This window comes from Aquabacter cavernae (assembly GCF_003993795.1).
Classification (GTDB): domain Bacteria; phylum Pseudomonadota; class Alphaproteobacteria; order Rhizobiales; family Xanthobacteraceae; genus Aquabacter; species Aquabacter cavernae.
In genome coordinates, this window is the sequence record NZ_RWKV01000016.1 from 181,923 (window position 1) to 197,926 (window position 16,004).

At 69.5% G+C, this 16,004-nt stretch carries 17 protein-coding genes; 7 read left to right on the forward strand and 10 right to left on the reverse strand.

The window, feature by feature from the left end; all coding sequences use genetic code 11:
- Window positions 1–47: 47 nt before the first annotated feature.
- A complete protein-coding gene (locus tag EJJ38_RS16570) occupies window positions 48–683 on the reverse strand; it encodes an invasion associated locus B family protein (protein WP_245454293.1) in 636 nt (211 codons plus the stop codon).
- 168 nt (window positions 684–851) lie between these two features.
- Between EJJ38_RS16570 and EJJ38_RS16575 the strand changes: the two genes are divergently transcribed.
- Window positions 852–1,454, forward strand: coding sequence for a HupE/UreJ family protein (locus EJJ38_RS16575; protein ID WP_127091256.1), 603 nt, complete (start codon window positions 852–854; stop codon window positions 1,452–1,454).
- 105 nt (window positions 1,455–1,559) lie between these two features.
- Here the strand turns inward: EJJ38_RS16575 and EJJ38_RS16580 are convergent, their stop codons facing one another.
- Window positions 1,560–2,528, reverse strand: a complete 969-nt coding sequence (locus EJJ38_RS16580; protein ID WP_127091257.1) for a phosphotransferase enzyme family protein — start codon at window positions 2,526–2,528, stop codon at window positions 1,560–1,562.
- A 226-nt stretch (window positions 2,529–2,754) separates the two neighbouring features.
- On the opposite strand from EJJ38_RS16580, the gene EJJ38_RS16585 reads away from it, so the two are divergent.
- The gene (locus EJJ38_RS16585; RefSeq protein WP_127091258.1) at window positions 2,755–3,708 is read left to right on the forward strand and encodes an NUDIX hydrolase; all 954 of its coding nucleotides are present in this window, start codon (window positions 2,755–2,757) and stop codon (window positions 3,706–3,708) included.
- Window positions 3,709–3,769: 61 nt separating this feature from the next.
- On the opposite strand, the gene EJJ38_RS16590 is transcribed toward EJJ38_RS16585, so the two are convergent.
- The gene (locus EJJ38_RS16590; protein WP_127091259.1) at window positions 3,770–5,566 is read right to left on the reverse strand and encodes an acyl-CoA dehydrogenase family protein; all 1,797 of its coding nucleotides are present in this window, start codon (window positions 5,564–5,566) and stop codon (window positions 3,770–3,772) included.
- Window positions 5,567–5,796: 230 nt separating this feature from the next.
- On the opposite strand from EJJ38_RS16590, the gene EJJ38_RS16595 reads away from it, so the two are divergent.
- Complete coding sequence (locus tag EJJ38_RS16595) at window positions 5,797–6,828, forward strand: L-threonylcarbamoyladenylate synthase (protein ID WP_127091260.1); 1,032 nt, start codon at window positions 5,797–5,799, stop codon at window positions 6,826–6,828.
- Between the two features lies 1 nt (window position 6,829).
- Complete coding sequence (locus EJJ38_RS16600) at window positions 6,830–7,252, forward strand: GNAT family acetyltransferase (protein ID WP_127091261.1); 423 nt, start codon at window positions 6,830–6,832, stop codon at window positions 7,250–7,252.
- A gap of 21 nt (window positions 7,253–7,273) precedes the next feature.
- On the opposite strand, the gene EJJ38_RS16605 is transcribed toward EJJ38_RS16600, so the two are convergent.
- Both EJJ38_RS16605 and ygfZ read right to left on the reverse strand, forming a co-directional pair.
- Window positions 7,274–7,861, reverse strand: a complete 588-nt coding sequence (locus EJJ38_RS16605; protein WP_127091262.1) for a DNA-3-methyladenine glycosylase I — start codon at window positions 7,859–7,861, stop codon at window positions 7,274–7,276.
- 407 nt (window positions 7,862–8,268) lie between these two features.
- Entirely contained in the window at window positions 8,269–9,102 is an 834-nt protein-coding gene (gene ygfZ / locus EJJ38_RS16615; RefSeq protein ID WP_127091264.1) for a CAF17-like 4Fe-4S cluster assembly/insertion protein YgfZ, read from the reverse strand.
- A gap of 70 nt (window positions 9,103–9,172) precedes the next feature.
- Here ygfZ and EJJ38_RS16620 point away from each other — a divergent pair, with 70 nt between their 5' ends.
- Window positions 9,173–10,513: a dihydroorotase gene (locus tag EJJ38_RS16620; protein ID WP_127091266.1), complete on the forward strand. Its 1,341-nt coding sequence runs from the start codon at window positions 9,173–9,175 to the stop codon at window positions 10,511–10,513.
- Window positions 10,514–10,582: 69 nt separating this feature from the next.
- On the opposite strand, the gene EJJ38_RS16625 is transcribed toward EJJ38_RS16620, so the two are convergent.
- Together EJJ38_RS16625 and EJJ38_RS16630 are read right to left on the reverse strand one after the other, a co-directional pair.
- A complete protein-coding gene (locus EJJ38_RS16625) occupies window positions 10,583–11,944 on the reverse strand; it encodes a flavin monoamine oxidase family protein (RefSeq protein WP_127091268.1) in 1,362 nt (453 codons plus the stop codon).
- 116 nt (window positions 11,945–12,060) lie between these two features.
- The gene (locus tag EJJ38_RS16630; RefSeq protein WP_164738550.1) at window positions 12,061–12,990 is read right to left on the reverse strand and encodes a polyprenyl synthetase family protein; all 930 of its coding nucleotides are present in this window, start codon (window positions 12,988–12,990) and stop codon (window positions 12,061–12,063) included.
- 135 nt (window positions 12,991–13,125) lie between these two features.
- On the opposite strand from EJJ38_RS16630, the gene mtgA reads away from it, so the two are divergent.
- Together mtgA and EJJ38_RS16640 are read left to right on the forward strand one after the other, a co-directional pair.
- Window positions 13,126–13,809 (forward strand): monofunctional biosynthetic peptidoglycan transglycosylase, encoded by a 684-nt coding sequence (gene mtgA / locus EJJ38_RS16635; RefSeq protein ID WP_245454294.1) that lies wholly within the window; start codon window positions 13,126–13,128, stop codon window positions 13,807–13,809.
- 54 nt (window positions 13,810–13,863) lie between these two features.
- A complete protein-coding gene (locus EJJ38_RS16640; protein ID WP_127091271.1) occupies window positions 13,864–14,469 on the forward strand; it encodes a septation protein A in 606 nt (201 codons plus the stop codon).
- Here EJJ38_RS16640 and EJJ38_RS16645 read toward each other — a convergent pair.
- Genes EJJ38_RS16645 through EJJ38_RS16655 form a run of 3 tightly spaced genes read right to left on the reverse strand, consistent with a single transcriptional unit; the run spans window position 14,432 to window position 15,929 of the window.
- Window positions 14,432–15,043 carry a DsbE family thiol:disulfide interchange protein gene (locus tag EJJ38_RS16645; RefSeq protein WP_127091273.1) on the reverse strand — a complete coding sequence of 204 codons (612 nt, stop codon included), beginning with the start codon at window positions 15,041–15,043 and terminating at the stop codon, window positions 14,432–14,434. The genes EJJ38_RS16640 and EJJ38_RS16645 overlap by 38 nt on opposite strands.
- A complete protein-coding gene (gene ccmD / locus EJJ38_RS16650; protein WP_127091275.1) occupies window positions 15,040–15,201 on the reverse strand; it encodes a heme exporter protein CcmD in 162 nt (53 codons plus the stop codon). Before ccmD ends, EJJ38_RS16645 begins: the two co-directional genes overlap by 4 nt.
- Window positions 15,201–15,929, reverse strand: coding sequence for a heme ABC transporter permease (locus EJJ38_RS16655; protein WP_127091277.1), 729 nt, complete (start codon window positions 15,927–15,929; stop codon window positions 15,201–15,203). The genes ccmD and EJJ38_RS16655 overlap by 1 nt, the downstream gene beginning before the upstream one ends.
- Window positions 15,930–16,004: the final 75 nt, after the last annotated feature.

Below are 16,004 nucleotides of genomic sequence, written 5' to 3' on the forward strand. Positions count from 1 at the left end.
CCCTGATGCGCTGCAGCATGGAAGCTCCAGCGCCGCGAGGCCGCGCCTCACATCTTGTCGCGCGCGGAGAGAGCCGCGGAGAGGCCCTTGAGCGAGATGGGCAAGGTGATCGTGGACTGATTGCGGTCCTGGAACACCAGGGAGCCCGCCCCCGTGGCCGAGGAGATGGCACTCGCCTGCTGGGGCGTCAGGTCCACGTCCGCGATGCACGCGCGGATGCAGAACTTGAAGGCGACCGGAATGGGCTTGCCGTTGTCGCCCACGGTGAGCTGCGCGCCCGCCGGCAGCCACACGCCCACCGGAAGCTGGAGCACGAGCCGCAGGGGCGCGTCGCTCTTCAGCTTGCCGAACACCACCTGGGCGGTGAGGCCCTGCTGGGCATTGCCGATCTGGAGGGTCTGCGCCACCTCGCACACCTTGGCACCGCCCGTGCCCTCGCCGCGCTCGCAGCGAACCACCCAATCGTCATAAGTGGCGCTGGTGCGGGTCGGCCCCTCATCCTCGCTGGCGCCAAGCGCAGGCTTCTGGGCCGCAGGGGCGGCGGGAGCCGGCTTCCTGGGCTGCTGCGCGGGCGCGGGAGCGGCAGGCGCCGCCGGTGCCTGAGCGAATGCACCGCCCATACCCGTCAGGACGAGGGCGCCCGCCAGGGCACAGACACGCAGAACGGAGAAATCGCGGCTCATGGGTTCACTCGCTGGGACACCAAACCCACACTGCATACCAATACCGCACCACGGTGCCAACCACGGCTCCGATACCGGCGCGTTTCCGAACATCACAGCGCGCGAGAAAAGGTTCACGGCGGCGTGTACGCGATCTAGCATGTGGGTCTCCAGAGGGACCAACATACAATGATGCGCTCGCTTCGCCCCGTTCTCGCCGCCGGCCTGTTCGGCCTCCTTCCGTCCGTGGCCTTCGCCCATACCGGCGTGGGCGATGCGCACGGCTTTAGCCACGGCTTCTTCCACCCGCTCACCGGCATCGACCATGTGCTCGCCATGGTGGCCGTGGGCATCCTGGCCTGGCAGTCGGGTGGGCGCGCGGTCTGGGCCGTACCGCTGGCCTTTGTCGGGCTGATGGTGGCGGGCGGCGCGCTGGGCGCGACCGGCATGGATCTGCCTTATGTGGAAATCGGCATCGCGCTGTCCGTTGTGGTGCTGGGCGCCGCCGTGGCCTACGGCGTCACCCTGCCGCTCGCGGCGGCGGTGGGCCTTGCGGGCTTCTTCGCCCTGTTCCACGGCCACGCCCACGGCGCCGAGATGCCCGAGAATGCCAGCGGCCTCGCTTATGGTGCCGGCTTCGTCATCGCCACCGTCATGCTGCATCTGGCTGGCATCGGCGTGGGCATGGGCATTGCCCGCATCGGCGAGCGCCATGGCGCGGCGCTGGTGCGCGCGTCGGGCGCCGCCATCGCGCTCGGCGGCGTGGTGCTCCTGGCGCGCCTGTCGGTCTGATCCGCTAGAGTGTTTCAGCCTTTCGTGGAAACGCTGAAACACCCACTCTCTTTGTTTTCCGCGTTTCCTTCACGCGAACCGCTTCACACTTCGCTCGGAAACGCTTTACCGGGCGAGGAACGCCTCGCACAGTTCCACCGTCCCGCGCGTATAATCCGGCCCCAGCGCGCGGGCGGTGTCGGTCTCCTTGTGGGAGGCCAGCCACGCAGTGAGCAGGATGCGGCGCAGCGTCACGAATAAAGGCAGCAGCCCCGCATCCGCCTGGGACAAAGGCGCCACGCGCCGGTAGCCGTCGGCCCAGGCCGCAGCGAGGGCAGGAACATAGGGCTCGTGCTCGATGAAGCTCACCGCCGCCGCGAAGTCGTAGAGGAACCACGAGAAGCCGCAATCGTCGAAGTCGATCAGCGACAGGCCCGCTGTGTCCACCAGCAGGTTGGCGAGCCGGAGGTCCGCATGGATGAGGCCGAACACGTCCGGCCCCTGGCCGATCACGGCCAGGTCCCGCTCCAGTCGCGCGGCCGCCCGCCCGATCACCCGCGCGCCGTCCGCCTCAAGCCCCAGGCCCGCGCGCCAGTCGCCCCAATGGGGGGCGGTGCCGAGCGTGGTCTCGAAGGTCCAGACCTTGCGCCGGAACCCCTCCGGCCGCCGCCAGGAACGGGCATGGCCATGCAGCCGCGCCGTCAGCGCGCCGAGATCCGCGAACCAGCCGGAAAGGTCCGCCCCCGGCTCCGGCGCCGCTCCAGGTAGATAGCGGAACGCCACCACATGATGCAGCCGCCCGCCGGGTGTCAGGTCCTGGATGAAATCCCCGTCCCGCGCCGCCACCGGGCACGGCACGGGAAGCTCTCCTTCCAGGGCCCGCAGCCAAGCCAGCTCCGACGCGATCTCGGCGCGGTCGTGATAGCCCGGCCGGTGGACGCGCAGCACCAGATCCCGCGTGCCGTCCTCAGCGCGGAAGGCCACGTTCTCCGACACGGACAGGCATTCCAGCCGCGCATCGGGGGCAAGCCCCCATCGCGGCAAGTCCGCCCGCAGGGCGCTCTCGGCCGCCTGCACGAATCCCTCGTCCAGCACCGGTCTCTCCCGCGCATGAGATGGAGCCGCTCTCTATCAAGAGGTGAGCGGTCGGTTCAACCCGAAGGGGCCGGTGTCATGCGCTCATCCGGGAACACGTCGCGGTGTTTTTTGCGCGTATGCAAACGATCCCGTGGCCGGACGCATTGAAGCGCAAGGCGTTTCACGTCATAGCTCGAAAGCCTGCCGCGACCCCGCGTGCCATCCATCGAGGTGGAAGCAATCCATGCCCCCCCGCCTGCCCCGCCCCGCTGCACCCTCCGCCCCCGCTGGCGTGAGCATTGATCTGTCGGCGGCAGTGGCGGCGGTGACGCAGGATGAGCCGCGCGTGCTGTCCGTGCGCGGCGGGGAGCGGCCTGCCCTGCCCTCGGGCCCGCTGGAAAGCGACCACCGCACATTGGAGGCCGGGCTGCGCTCCTGGGTGGAGAAGCAGACCAACCAGACCCTCAATTATGTGGAGCAGCTCTACACGTTCGGCGATCTCGACCGGCAGGATGACGGGGCACGGGCGCTGTCGGTGGCCTATCTCGCTCTGGTGCGGGAAGCCCGGCCGGCGGGCGAGATCGAAGCATCCTGGCTCGACTGGTATTCCTGCTTCCCCTGGGAGGACTGGCGCGCCGGGCGCCCTGCCATCCTCGACACGATCGAGGCGGGTCTGGACGCATGGGCCGGGCGTGCGGGACATGCGACGGCGGCGGATATCCGGCGGGAACGGCGGCGGCTCGCCTTCGGCTCGGGTGGCGCCTGGAACGACGAGCGGGTGCTGGAGCGCTACGAACTGCTCTATGAGGCGGGCCTCGTCCAGGAAGCCGCGGACACCGTGGCCGACGGGGGTACAGCCCCCCCGCTCGGCCGGGCCATGGCCTTTGACCATCGCCGCATCCTCGCCACCGCCATCGGCCGCCTGCGGGGCAAGATCAAGTATCGCCCCGTGGTGTTCGAGTTGATGCCGCCCGCCTTCACCCTGCTCCAGCTCCAGCGCGCGGTGGAAGCCCTGTCCGGCATGCGCCTCCACAAGCAAAATTTCCGCCGCCTGGTGGAGACACAGGGGCTCGTGGAAGAGACCGGAGAGACCGCAACCGAGACCGGCGGGCGCCCCGCCCGTCTCGTACGGTTCCGGCGCGAGGTGCTTCTGGAGCGCCCCGCCCCCGGTGTGCGTCCCGCTGCCCCGCGTCGATAAAGCGTTTCCGAACGAAGTGCGAAGCGGTTCGCTCGGAAACGCAGAAACACTCCAGGGGCCCTCAGGCCCCCAGGATCGCCGCCTCGCCTTCCAGCACCGTGCCCTCGCCCTGGGTCGCGGACAGTTCGAGGCCCGATGCCTCCACGGCGAGGTTTTCCGCGAAGAAGCGGGCCGTGGCGATGCGGGCCGCGTGGCGCGGATCGCTTTCCCCCGCCGCCTGCGCCCCATGAGCCGCCAGCGCCACGCGGGCGAGATAAGCCCCGCCTGCCGCGCGGGCGAACAGCGCGAGATAGGGTGTCGCGCCCGCCAATGCCTTCACCGGCTCGTCGGGCATCCAGTCCAGCATGCGCCGGGTGGCGCGGGCCAGCGCATCCACCGCTTCCGCAAGGCGCTCGCCCGTATGACCAAATTCGGGAGCATTCAGCGCGGAGATGCGCGCGGCATCCTCGCGATAATCGGCGATGAGCCCATCCACGAGGCTACCCTCGCGCACCGGCAGCTTGCGGGTGACGAGGTCAATGGCCTGGATGCCGTTGGTGCCCTCATAGATGGCGAAGATGCGGGCATCCCGGAAATGCTGGGCGGCGCCGGTCTCCTCGATATAGCCCATGCCGCCATGCACCTGGATGCCCAGCGAGGACACCTTGATGCCCGCATCGGTGGCGAACGCCTTGGCGATGGGGGTGAGCAGGCTCGCCTCGTCCAGGGCGGCCGCCCGCTCCGCCGGGTCTGGCAGGCGCCGGGCGCGGTCGAGGGCATCGGCGGTGCGCAGGCACAGCGCGCGCGCGGCTTCCGTCTCCGCCCGCATGGTCAGCAGCATGCGCCGCACGTCGGGATGGGCGATGATGGGGCTCATTTCGGAGGCGGGCGCTCCGGGCGCGCGACCCTGGCGACGCTCCTTGGCGAAGGCCAGCGCACGCTGGGTGGCGCGCTCGGCCACCGCCACGCCCTGGATCGCCACCGCGAGGCGGGCATTGTTCATCATGGTGAACATGCAGGCGAGGCCGCGATTCTCCTCGCCGACGAGATAACCGACCGCGCCCTCCCCGCTGTCGCCATAGCTCATGGTGCAGGTGGGCGAGCCGTGCAGGCCCAGCTTGTGCTCCAGCCCCACCACCTTCACGTCATTGTGTGCGCCCAGCGTGCCGTCCGCATTCACCAGGAATTTGGGCACCACGAACAGCGAGATGCCCCGCGTTCCGGCGGGCGCATCGGGCAGACGCGCGAGCACCAGGTGGACGATGTTCTCGGCGATGTCGTGGTCGCCGTAGGAGATGAAGATCTTGGAACCGAAGACGCGGTAGGTGCCGTCCTCCCGGCGCTCGGCGCGGGCGCGCAGCGCGGCAAGGTCCGAGCCCGCCTGCGGCTCGGTGAGGTTCATGGTGCCGGTCCAGGTGCCGCTCACCAGCTTGGACAGGTAGACGTCCTGCAGGGCCTTCGAGCCGTGCATGGTGAGCGCTTCCACCGCGCCCATGGTCAGCACCGGGCCGATGCCGAAGGCCGGCGAGGCGCTGTTCCAGAACTCGGTGAGCACGGAGGTGATGCTGCTGGGCAGATGCTGGCCGCCGAACGCCTCCTCAGCGGACACGCCGTTCCAGCCGGCCTCGCTCCAGGCGGAATAGACCTCTTTCCAGCCGGGCGCGGTGGTGACGCTGCCGTCCTTCAGCACGGGGCCCTTGGTGTCGCCCACCCGGTCCAGCGGCGCGATCTCGTCGGCGGCGAACTTTCCGGCCTCTTCCAGGATGCTGTCCACGAGGTCGAAGGACAGATCCACCAGCCCCTGCTCCATGAGAAGCGGCAGCGAGGTGCAGGTCTTGAGGAAGAAGGACGTCTCCTCGACGGGCGCACGATAGGTCATGTGAATTCCACCTCCCCCTGTTCGCGGCGCATGCACCGCATTGACGGCGGCCTTGGCCCGGCCTTAGAGCCTGCTGCCTGTCCAGCCTGCTTGTATGGCCCGAAGACCGGGCGGAACGCCACATAGACGGAAGCAGGACACCGCCGTCAATTCGGCCCGGCCCCAGGCCGCCGGACCGCCACGACCCCGGCGCCCCGCAAGACGACCCGGAACACGCCCGAAAGACGCATATGCCCGAAGCCGCGCTCCCGTCCGCCTCCCGCCCCACGCGCATCCTCGATGCGCGTGGGGATGGCGCAGCCGCGCTGGAAGCCGCGCGGATCATCGCCGCGGGCGGCCTCGTCGCCTTCCCCACGGAAACCGTCTACGGCCTCGGGGCGGATGCGGGTAATCCCCGTGCGGTGGCCGCCGTCTATGCGGCCAAGGGCCGCCCCGCCTTCAACCCGCTCATCGCCCATCTGCCGGACCTTGCGGCCGCCATGGCGCTGGGCGACTTCTCGCAGGCCGCCCGGCGCCTGGGCACCGCCTTCTGGCCCGGGCCGCTCACCTTGGTGGTGCCCTGCCGCGACATGGCGGCGGTGTGCGACCTCGCCCGTGCAGGACTCGACACGGTGGCGCTGCGCGTGCCCGACCATGCGGCGGCCCGCGCCTTCCTGGAGGCGGCGGCCCGCCCCGTGGTGGGGCCGAGCGCCAACCGGTCGGGCCATGTCTCGCCCACTTTGGCCGAGCATGTGGCCGCTGACCTCACCGGGCGCATCGACGTGATCCTGGACGGTGGCGCGACGCCGGTGGGCGTCGAATCCACCATCGTGGACTGCACGGGGCCCCATCCCACTTTGCTGCGCCCCGGCGGAATCCCCCGCGCGGCGCTGGAGGACGTGCTGGGCCACGCATTGCCGGACGCCGCGGCTGACGATGATGCCGAACGACCCCAGTCTCCCGGCCGCCTCGCCTCTCATTATGCCCCGAACGCGGCCGTGCGGCTCGATGCGGACGAGGTGCGGCCGGGTGAGGCGTTGCTGACCTTCGCGGGCCATCGCCCGCCCGGCACTGAGACCGCCGCCATCGTGTTCGACCTCAGCCCTTCCGGTTCCCTTGAAGAGGCGGCGGCGAACCTCTACGCAGCATTGCGCCAGCTTGATGCTGCCGGAGCCGAGGCCATCGCCGTCGCGCCCCTGCCGCATGAAGGGCTGGGCGAAGCCATCGCCGACCGGCTCGGCCGGGCGGCCGCACCCCGGCCCCTGGTTCCGCAAGGAGACTGACATGACCTCCGACATCACCCACGCCACCGATACGGACACCGATGCCCTGGTGGCGCTGTGGGACGCGGCCGGTCTCCTGCGCCCCTGGAACGACGCCCGCGCCGACATCGCGCTGGCGCGGCGCGGACCGCACTCCACCATCCTCGTCCTGCGCCGGGACAATGCCCTCCTCGGCTCCGTCATGGTGGGCCATGACGGGCATCGGGGCTGGATCTACTATCTGGCGGTGGCACCGGATCGCGTTCGCCAGGGCTTCGGGCGCAAGCTCACCCGCGCGGCGGAAGACTGGCTGCGGGCGCGCGGCATTCCCAAGCTCATGCTCATGGTGCGGCCGGAAAACGAACAGGTCCGCGCCTTCTATGCCGCCGCCGGCTATGAGGAGGAGCCGCGCATCGTCTTCTCCCGGCGGCTGGACGGCAAATAGTCCAACCCCGCCGGCCCGGGATCAGCCGGGCCGGGCGCGGTGGCAGTCCACCAGATGGTCGTCCACCAGTCCGCAGGCCTGCATGGCGGCATAGACGATGGTGGGGCCGCAGAACTTGAACCCCGCCGCCTTCAGGCGCTTCGAGAGCAGGCGGGATTCCGCCGTCTCGCCGGGAATGTCAGACGGGACGAGCGGGCGGCGCACGAAGGTCTCGCCGCCGACGCTCTCCCACAGGAAGGCGGAGAAATCGACGCCCTTCTCCCGCAGTTCCAGATAGGCACGCGCGGACAGGATCGCACCTTCGATCTTCGCCCGGTTGCGCACGATACCGGCATCCGCCATCAGCGCCGCCACCTTTTCGGGGCCGTAGCGGACGATCACCTCCGGCTCGAACCCGTCGAAGGCACGGCGGAAATTGTCCCGCTTGCGCAGGATGGTGATCCAGGCGAGGCCCGCCTGGAAGCCGTCCAGCAGCAGCTTCTCGAACAAGGCGCGAGAGTCGCGCTCGGGCACGCCCCATTCCTCATCGTGATAGGCCATGTAGACGGGATCGGTGCCGCACCAGGGGCAGCGGCAGAGACCGTCGGGGTGACGGAAAGCTTCACGCATCTATGCCTCGTGACTCAGGAGTTATGCTATCCATGGTAGCGCCCATCATCCCACGCACCTGACCCATGAGCCTGATCCATAACGAGAGAACCAAGCTTACGGCGAATGCGCTGGACCGGGCTTCCACTGCGTGCCTGACCGTAGGAGTATTGGGACCGGCCGCCGCCGCTCTCTATGGATTGGGAAACGTCACCACCCCACCCGCCAATGTGCTCATCATCATCGGCAGCGGACTTTGGCTTGTCGCCTCGGCGATGCTACACTTGCTGGCAAGAGGCATGTTAGGACGCCTTAAATGACGACGCTGTGGATTTACGCCTATGTGGTTCTGCCTCTCGTGATCATCGCGATGGGCTACGCAGCTACGCGGCTCGACGGTCCCCGTCACAGCGGTCCCGCCGAATAACCTATCCTTCCATCGTGAAAGTCGCCCAATCCGGCTTGTGGAGCGTCACTTCGATGCCCGCAGCCTTGAGGGGAAGCCCAGCGGCGCGGGCGTCCGCCACGCGGTCGAGACGGGCGAGGGCGATGCCCTGGGTGCCTGCGGAAGACCCCATGCGGCCCACCGGCTTCTCCCCGGCGAAAATCTCGGAGCCGGGCTCGGGCGGATGCTCGAAGCGGGCGATGACGGAGCGGGTGCGGGCGGTGCCGCGATGCTGCATGCGGCTCACCACTTCCTGGCCCACATAGCAGCCCTTCTTGAAATCAATGCCGCCCAGTTGGTCCATGTCGGTCTCGTGGGGGAAGGCGTCGCCATAGACGAAGTCCGCCCCGCCCTTCGGGATGCCGAGCCCGATGCGGTGCGCCTCATAGGCCGACGCATCGGCGAACCCCTCCGGCTCGGCGGGCAGCACGATCCGTGACCCCAGGGCGGGAATGCGGGGATCCGGAAAGGCCAGGGCACCGTCCGGCAGGTCCCATCCCTCGCCCCACCCCGCCGCCACCGCGGCGTCCGGGAGAATGGACAATTCCACCTTGGCCCGCAGGCGATAAAGGCCGAGGCGCTTGAGGAGGTCGGCCACCAGCACCAGGGGTCCATCCAGCAGGAACAGATCCGGCTCGGGCGCATAGATGAGGAAGTCGAACAGAATCTTGCCTTGCGGCGCCAGCAGCGCGCCGAACCGCGCGCCGTCCGCCGCCAGCGTCTCCACGTTGCAGGTCACCACATTGTGGAGAAAATGACGCGCATCCGGGCCGCTTACCCGGACCAAGGCACGATCGGTGAGAAATGCGAGGGGCATGCCCGCTCCTTGTCAGAATTCCCTGAGAGACTTAAAGCCCCCGACGACCCCTCTCAAGAGAGCCCCGCTCATGGCTGACACATTCGACCTCCTCCTGAAAGGCGGCACCGTCGTCACCCCCAACGGCGCGGCCGTCACCGATATCGGCGTGACCAACGGCGCCATCCGCGCCATCGGCACTCTCTCTGCCGCCCAGGCGGGCGAAACGGTGGACTGCACGGGGCTGCATGTGCTGCCCGGCGTCATCGACACCCAGGTCCATTTCCGCGAGCCCGGCCTCGACCACAAGGAAGACCTGGAGACGGGCTCCCGCGCCGCCGTCATGGGCGGCGTCACTGCCGTGTTCGAGATGCCGAACACCAATCCCCAGACCACCAACCCCGCCGCGCTGGAGGACAAGCTCGCCCGCGCCAAGGACCGCATGCATTGCGACCACGCTTTCTATGTGGGCGGCACCCACGAGAATGTGGCTGATCTGCCGGAACTGGAGCGCCTGCCGGGCGCCGCGGGCATCAAGGTGTTCATCGGCTCCTCCACCGGCTCGCTTCTGGTGGCTGATGATCCGGGCGTGCGCGCCATCCTGAAGGTGATCCGCCGCCGCGCCGCCTTCCATTGCGAGGACGAGCCGCGCCTCAATGAGCGCAAGCCGTTGCGCGTGCCGGGCGATGCCTCCTCCCATCCCGTCTGGCGCGACGAGATCGCGGCCCTGACCGCCACCCGCCGCCTTGTGACGCTGGCCCGCGAAGTGGGCGCCCGCGTGCATGTGCTGCATGTGACCAGCGCCGAGGAGATCGCCTATCTCGCCGAGCACCGGGACGTGGCCTCGGTGGAGGTGACGCCCCACCACCTCACCATGGCGGCGCCCGAATGCTACCAGCGTCTCGGCACGCTGGCGCAGATGAACCCGCCGGTGCGCGAGGCGCGCCATCGCGCGGCCCTGTGGCGCGGCATCCTTAACGGCGTGGTGGACGTGCTGGGGTCCGACCATGCGCCCCACACGCTGGAGGAGAAGGCGAAGCCCTATCCCGACACGCCCTCGGGCATGACCGGCGTGCAGACCCTGGTGCCGCTGATGCTGGACCATGTGGCCGAAGGGCGCCTCAGCCTGGAGCGCTTCGTGGACCTCTCCAGCGCCGGACCCGCGCGCCTGTTCAACATCGCCTGCAAGGGCCGGATCGCCACCGGCTACGATGCCGACTTCACCGTGGTGGACCTGAAGCGCCGCACCACCATCACCAATGGCTGGATCGCCTCGCGCGCGCAGTGGACGCCCTATGACGGCGTCGAGGTCACCGGCTGGCCTGTGGGCACCTTCGTGCGCGGCCGCAAGGTCATGTGGGAAGGCGAATTGACCACGCCGTCCGTGGGCGCGCCTGTGCGCTTCCTGGAGACGCTTGAACCGGGTCGCTGAAACCCGGCCCCTTCGGCCCCTGTCCATGACGGGGGCCGGGGCGGATCGCCCAAGCCCCGCGCGATTGGCCTATTGGGCGAGGGCGGCATTGCCGCCGCCGAGCGCCCGGATCGCCTGCGCGGCGGCCCGCTCGCCGGACGCCCAGGCGCCGTTGAGCGTGCCCCAGAGGGTTTCGTGGGCGTGCTCACCCGCGAAGGCGAGGCGGCCGGACACCACTTCCGTGAAGGCGCGCCGCAGATTGCCCGCGCCCGGCAGGGCACAGGACCAGGCGCCCAGCGCATAGGGCTCCTTGGTCCAGCGGGTCTGGTGGACCTTGCCCACGCGCGCCGCAAGCGAAGAACCGAAGGACCGGCCCAACGCCTCTTTCAGGAAGGCGGCGCCCGAATTGGGCGGACCGTCCGCCAGATCGGCAGCGAGCTTGCCGCCCACTTCCATGAGGTGAAGGTCCGAACCGCCGAGGCGCGCCACCAGGGAGAAGGTCCGGCTCGAATCCGCCTTCACCTGAACGCTCTCATCCTCCTGCAGGCGCAGGGGATTGCCCGGCCATTCAAAGATGATGTGGTCATAGGCGCCCAGCGTGATGCGCTCGATGGCGGCGCGATAGCGCGCGGGCAGGTTGCCCACCCTGAGCTTGCCGGAGGCCATCATGCTGGGCGGCACCGCCAGGATGGCGAAGCGGCCCGTTACCGTGCCCTTGCGGGTGACCACCTGGACAAGACGCGGCCCCAGTTCCAGCGAGGTGGCCGCCGTGTCGGTGCGCACGGTCAGCGGCGCGGCAAGGCTGGAGATGAAGGTGCCGACGCCGGTGCGCACGAAAGCGCCGGGGTCGCGCGGCTCGGCGCGGGAGAAATCCACCGTGGAGACCTGGTCGAGATCCTTGGCGCAGGTGGCGGGGCCGAGGATGAAGGCGGCGCTCTGGCCCCAGGGGGCAAGGTCCGGCATTACCCGCGCAGCAGGCAGATCGCGACCCGCATCGCCCGCCGCGCCGATGGCGCGCTCGCCCCGACGCAAAGCTGCGACATAATCCTCATAATCGCTCTCGCGCGCCTCGCGCCCGTTCACGAACAGGCGGGCCGCGTCCGGCGCGGCATAGAGCGGCGCGCGCGCCTCGGTGCCCAGCGCCACCAGGGGATTGGTGGCGGGGTCATAGAGGCGGAAGGCGCCGAGATCCACGGGGCGGCCGAACAGTGCGGCGTCGGTGAGCGCCCGGCCGCCGGTGCGCCGCGAGGCTTCCAGCAGCGCATAGCTCAATCCTGCCGCGGCCACGCGCCGGGCGGCGGCGATGCCGGCAGCGCCCGCGCCCACGATCACCACGTCCACATTTCCCGTGGACTGCCCCAGCGCCCGCGTGGCACCGAGGCCCGCGAGGGGAAGGGAGGCGGCGCCGGCCAGGAAGGCACGGCGGGAAACGGGGGTCAGGGGGTTCGTCACGGCGCGCGCACGCTAACATGGCGGGGGCCGCATGGCGACGGGCTCATGGCCGGGAGCCGCCGGTTTGGTTCACGAATCCCGGCAAACGTCCCAGACTCCGGCCGGAGCCGAGGGCGTCAATTGCTGCGCGCGGCCACGAAGTGGGCGGCTTGCGCGAGGATCATGCCCTTGGCGCCGAACGGTACAAGGGCGGCCTCCGCCTCCCGCACCAGATCATCCAGCAGTTCGCCCGCCGCCTCGCGTCCCAGGGCCGCCACCAGGGTCGCCTTGCCCGCGCCCGCATCCTTGCCCACCGCCTTGCCCATGGCCTCGGCGGTGCTTTCCAGGTCGAGAATGTCGTCGGCGATCTGGAACGCCGCGCCCACGGCGCGCCCATAGGCGGCAAGTGCCGCGCGCTGGCCGGAACCCGCGCCGCCCAGCACCGCGCCCATGTCCACCGCCGCCGCCAGGAGCGCGCCGGTCTTCATGGCCTGAAGGTCGCGGATCTCGCCCAGAGACAACGCCAGCGGCGCGCCGCCCGCGAACCGCCCCTCGGCGGCGAGATCGAGCATCTGCCCGCCCACCATGCCGCCCAGGCCCGAGGCGCGGGCGAGGATGCGCACCAGTTCCACCCGGCGGGCAGGGTCCGCATGGGCCTCCTCCCCGGCAAGAAGATCGAAGGCGAGGGTGAGCAGCGCGTCGCCCGCCAGGATGGCGGTGGCCTCGCCATAGGCGGCATGGACGGTGGGCCGTCCCCGGCGCAGCAGATCGTTGTCCATGGCGGGCAGGTCGTCATGGATGAGCGAATAGCAATGCACGCATTCCAGCGCGCAGGCCGCCGTGATGGACGCCTGCGGCGGCACATCGAACAAAGCCGCCGCCTCCATCACCAGAAACGGGCGCAGGCGCTTGCCGCCGTCCAGGGCCCCGTGGCGCATGGCCGCCATCAGCCGCTCCGGGCGCACGCGCTCGCCGGGCAGAGGGGCGCCGGACAGCGCCTGCTCCAGCCGGGCTTCGGTGAGGGTGGCAGAGGCCTTGAGGCGCTCGGCAAGGGAAAGGTCTGTCACGGGCGGCGTCACGGGCTATGAATGGCCAAGCCGGGGTGCCCCATGGGGCGGCCGGGGTCAAGGGGTGGCGCGGATCAGGCGCGATGGAACCGAAGCTTCGGCGCGGCCGTTGAAGGAAAAACGGGGACGGGACGCATGCGGTTCTGGGTACGGCGGTTGGCTTTGATCCTGGCGGTGGTGATCGCCATTCCGCTGGTCTTGTCCATTCTTTATTCGGTGTTCAACCCGGTCTCGACCCTGATGATCTGGCGCTGGGCAAGCGGGGAACGGGTGCAGCGGGAGTGGGTGCCGCTCACCGATATGTCACCTGTCCTGGTGCGTACCGTTGTCGCCTCCGAGGACGCGAATTTCTGCAACCATTGGGGTGTCGATTTCAGAGAGATCCAGGCCGCCATCGCCAAGGCGGACGATGACCTGGAGGATGTCCGGGGCGCCTCCACCATTCCCATGCAGCTCGCCAAGAACCTGTTCCTCTGGAACAGCCGCTCCTTCGTGCGCAAGGGCCTGGAACTGCCCCTCTCGCTCTGGCTCGATCTGGTCCTGAGCAAGCATCGCCTGCTGGAAATTTATCTCAACATCGCCGAATGGGGACCGAACGGGGAGTTCGGCGTGGAGGCCGGTGCCCGGCGCGCCTTCCGCATCAGCTCCGCCGCGGTGAATGCCGACCAGGCCGCGCTCCTCGCCGTGATGCTGCCCAGTCCCCAGCGGCGCGACGCGGGCCGTCCCTCGCCCGGACTGCGGCGGCTCGCGGACCGGCTGGAGACGCGCACCGTCTCGGAGGGGCCCCAGATCGTCGATTGCCTCGGCCTGAAAGACTGACGCGCCTTGATCCGGCCGCGCGACGGCGGCAGAAGGAGTGCCGAGAGGATACCCATGACCGACGCCGCCGCCGAAAAGACCGCCCCCCGCAAGCTGAGCCCCGGCCTAAAGATCGCCCTGGAACTGGGACCGCTGGTCCTGTTCTTCGTGGGCAATTCCTATGGCGGCATCTATGCGGCCACGGGCCTGTTCATGGTGGCGACCTTCGCCGCGCTCGCCGCCATGTGGATCCTGGCCCGGCGCATCGCCGTCATGCCCCTGGTGTCCGCCGCGGTGGTGCTGGTGTTCGGCACCCTGACCCTGGTGCTGCAGGACGACCACTTCATCAAGCTGAAGCCGACCCTGGTGAACGCGCTGTTCGGCATCGCGCTCCTGGGCGGTCTCGCTCTGCGCAAGCCGCTCCTGCCCTACGTGTTCGACGGCATGGTGCAGCTCACCGATGCGGGCTGGCGCATCCTCACCATTCGCTGGGGGGTCTTCTTCCTCGTGATGGCGGTGGTGAACGAGATCGTGTGGCGCAATTTCTCCACCGATGCCTGGGTGAGCTTCAAGACGTTCGGCTACCTGCCGCTCACCATCGTGTTCGCCCTCGCCCAGGCGCCGCTCATGTCCCGCTACGAGCTCAAGGCACCCGAGGCGCCGCCGGAGACGCCGCGCTGAGCTTCGCCACCAGCGGGAGCAGCGTGTCCTTCACGCTCGCCTCGGTGAGCGGCCCCACGAATTTGTGGGCGATGGTGCCGTCCGGGGCCACGAGGAAACTTTCCGGCACGCCATAGACGCCCCAGTCGATGGCGGCGCGCCCGTTGGGGTCCACGCCCACCGCCGTGAAGGGCAGGCCATACTGCCCCAGGAAGCGGCGCGCATTGTCCGGCGCGTCCTTGTAATTGATGCCGACCACCCGCAGGCGCGGATCCTGCGACAGGGCCATGAGGAGGGGATGCTCCTCCCGGCAAGGCGCGCACCAGGATGCCCAGACATTCACCAGGGTGAGATGCCCCTTCAACGTGGCGGCATCAATGCCCGGCACGGGCTTGCCCGCATTCATCAGTCCCGGCAGCGGCGCCAGTTCCGCCACGGGCGCGGCACGCCCGATGAGCGCGGAGGGAATGCGCGAGGGATCGCCCGCGAACAGGCGGAACAGGAACAGCAGCGCCAGCGCCGCGAACAGCGCGACCGGCAGGATGGCGAGCCACGAGCGGCGGCGACGCGGCGCGGTGTCTGGCTCCTCGCTCATGGCGTGCGCCTTTCCGAGCGGCGGCGAACACCGCGCGCCTCAAGGTCCGCCAGCGCGCGGCGCTGGGCGCGGTTGTCCAGGATGAGCACCAGGGTCAGCGTGAGCAGACCCGCGAAGGCGACCCCATAGGCCGCCAGGATGAAGGCACTGTGGGTCATCAGGCGCTCGCCTCCGCCGCCCGTGCTTCCAGAACCTCCACCCGGCGGCGCAGGATTTCCGTGCGCATGGCCAGCATGTGGAGCGCGAGAAACAGCAGCGAGAAGCCCAGCGCGCAGGTGAGCAGCGGCCAGAGCATCGCCGGCGCGATGGTGGGCCCGTCCATGCGCAGCACGGAGGCGGGCTGGTGAAGGGTGTTCCACCAGTCCACGGAGAATTTCACGATGGGCAGGTTGATGACGCCCACCAGCGTGAGCACCGCTGCCGCACGCCCCGCCCGGCCGGGATCGTCCACCGCCGCGCGCAGCGCCATGAGGCCGAGATAGAGCAGCAGCAGCACAAGGACCGAGGTGAGGCGCGCGTCCCACACCCAATAGGTGCCCCACATGGGCCGTCCCCAAAGTGCCCCGGTCACGAGGCACAGGAAGGTGAAGGTGGCGCCGATGGGCGCGGCGGCCTTGTGGGCCACGTCCGCCAAGGGATGGCGCCAGACCAGGATGCCCAGCGCCGAGGCGGCCATCATGGAATAGCCGAACATGGCGAGCCAGGCGAACGGCACATGGATGTACATGATGCGCACGGTCTCGCCCTGCTGGTAGTCGGCGGGCGCCGTGAAGGCGAGCGCGATCCCGGCCGCCAGCACGGCCACCGCCGCCACCGAGAGCCAGGGAAGAACGCGCCCGGACCAGGCCAGAAAGCGGGTCGGGTTGGCAATGTCGATCAACGCCATGGAACGCTTCTAGACCAGTTGCACGCCGGACGGGAGGGGTGGCGCCCGCCACATGCGCCGCGGCAGGGGAACACC

Excerpts from the sequence above, each read along its gene's own strand:
- ccmD (WP_127091275.1), bottom strand. The coding sequence starts at position 15,201 with ATGACCCACAGTGCCTTCATCCTGGCGGCCTATGGGGTCGCCTTCGCG.
- EJJ38_RS16595 (WP_127091260.1), top strand. The coding sequence starts at position 5,797 with ATGCCCGAAGCCGCGCTCCCGTCCGCCTCCCGCCCCACGCGCATCCTC.
- EJJ38_RS16640 (WP_127091271.1), top strand. The coding sequence starts at position 13,864 with ATGACCGACGCCGCCGCCGAAAAGACCGCCCCCCGCAAGCTGAGCCCC.
- ygfZ (WP_127091264.1), bottom strand. The coding sequence starts at position 9,102 with ATGCCCCTCGCATTTCTCACCGATCGTGCCTTGGTCCGGGTAAGCGGC.
- EJJ38_RS16570 (WP_245454293.1), bottom strand. The coding sequence starts at position 683 with ATGAGCCGCGATTTCTCCGTTCTGCGTGTCTGTGCCCTGGCGGGCGCC.
- EJJ38_RS16590 (WP_127091259.1), bottom strand. The coding sequence starts at position 5,566 with ATGACCTATCGTGCGCCCGTCGAGGAGACGTCCTTCTTCCTCAAGACC.
- EJJ38_RS16605 (WP_127091262.1), bottom strand. The coding sequence starts at position 7,861 with ATGCGTGAAGCTTTCCGTCACCCCGACGGTCTCTGCCGCTGCCCCTGG.
- EJJ38_RS16620 (WP_127091266.1), top strand. The coding sequence starts at position 9,173 with ATGGCTGACACATTCGACCTCCTCCTGAAAGGCGGCACCGTCGTCACC.
- EJJ38_RS16655 (WP_127091277.1), bottom strand. The coding sequence starts at position 15,929 with ATGGCGTTGATCGACATTGCCAACCCGACCCGCTTTCTGGCCTGGTCC.
- EJJ38_RS16600 (WP_127091261.1), top strand. The coding sequence starts at position 6,830 with ATGACCTCCGACATCACCCACGCCACCGATACGGACACCGATGCCCTG.
- mtgA (WP_245454294.1), top strand. The coding sequence starts at position 13,126 with ATGCGGTTCTGGGTACGGCGGTTGGCTTTGATCCTGGCGGTGGTGATC.
- EJJ38_RS16575 (WP_127091256.1), top strand. The coding sequence starts at position 852 with ATGATGCGCTCGCTTCGCCCCGTTCTCGCCGCCGGCCTGTTCGGCCTC.
- EJJ38_RS16585 (WP_127091258.1), top strand. The coding sequence starts at position 2,755 with ATGCCCCCCCGCCTGCCCCGCCCCGCTGCACCCTCCGCCCCCGCTGGC.
- EJJ38_RS16645 (WP_127091273.1), bottom strand. The coding sequence starts at position 15,043 with ATGAGCGAGGAGCCAGACACCGCGCCGCGTCGCCGCCGCTCGTGGCTC.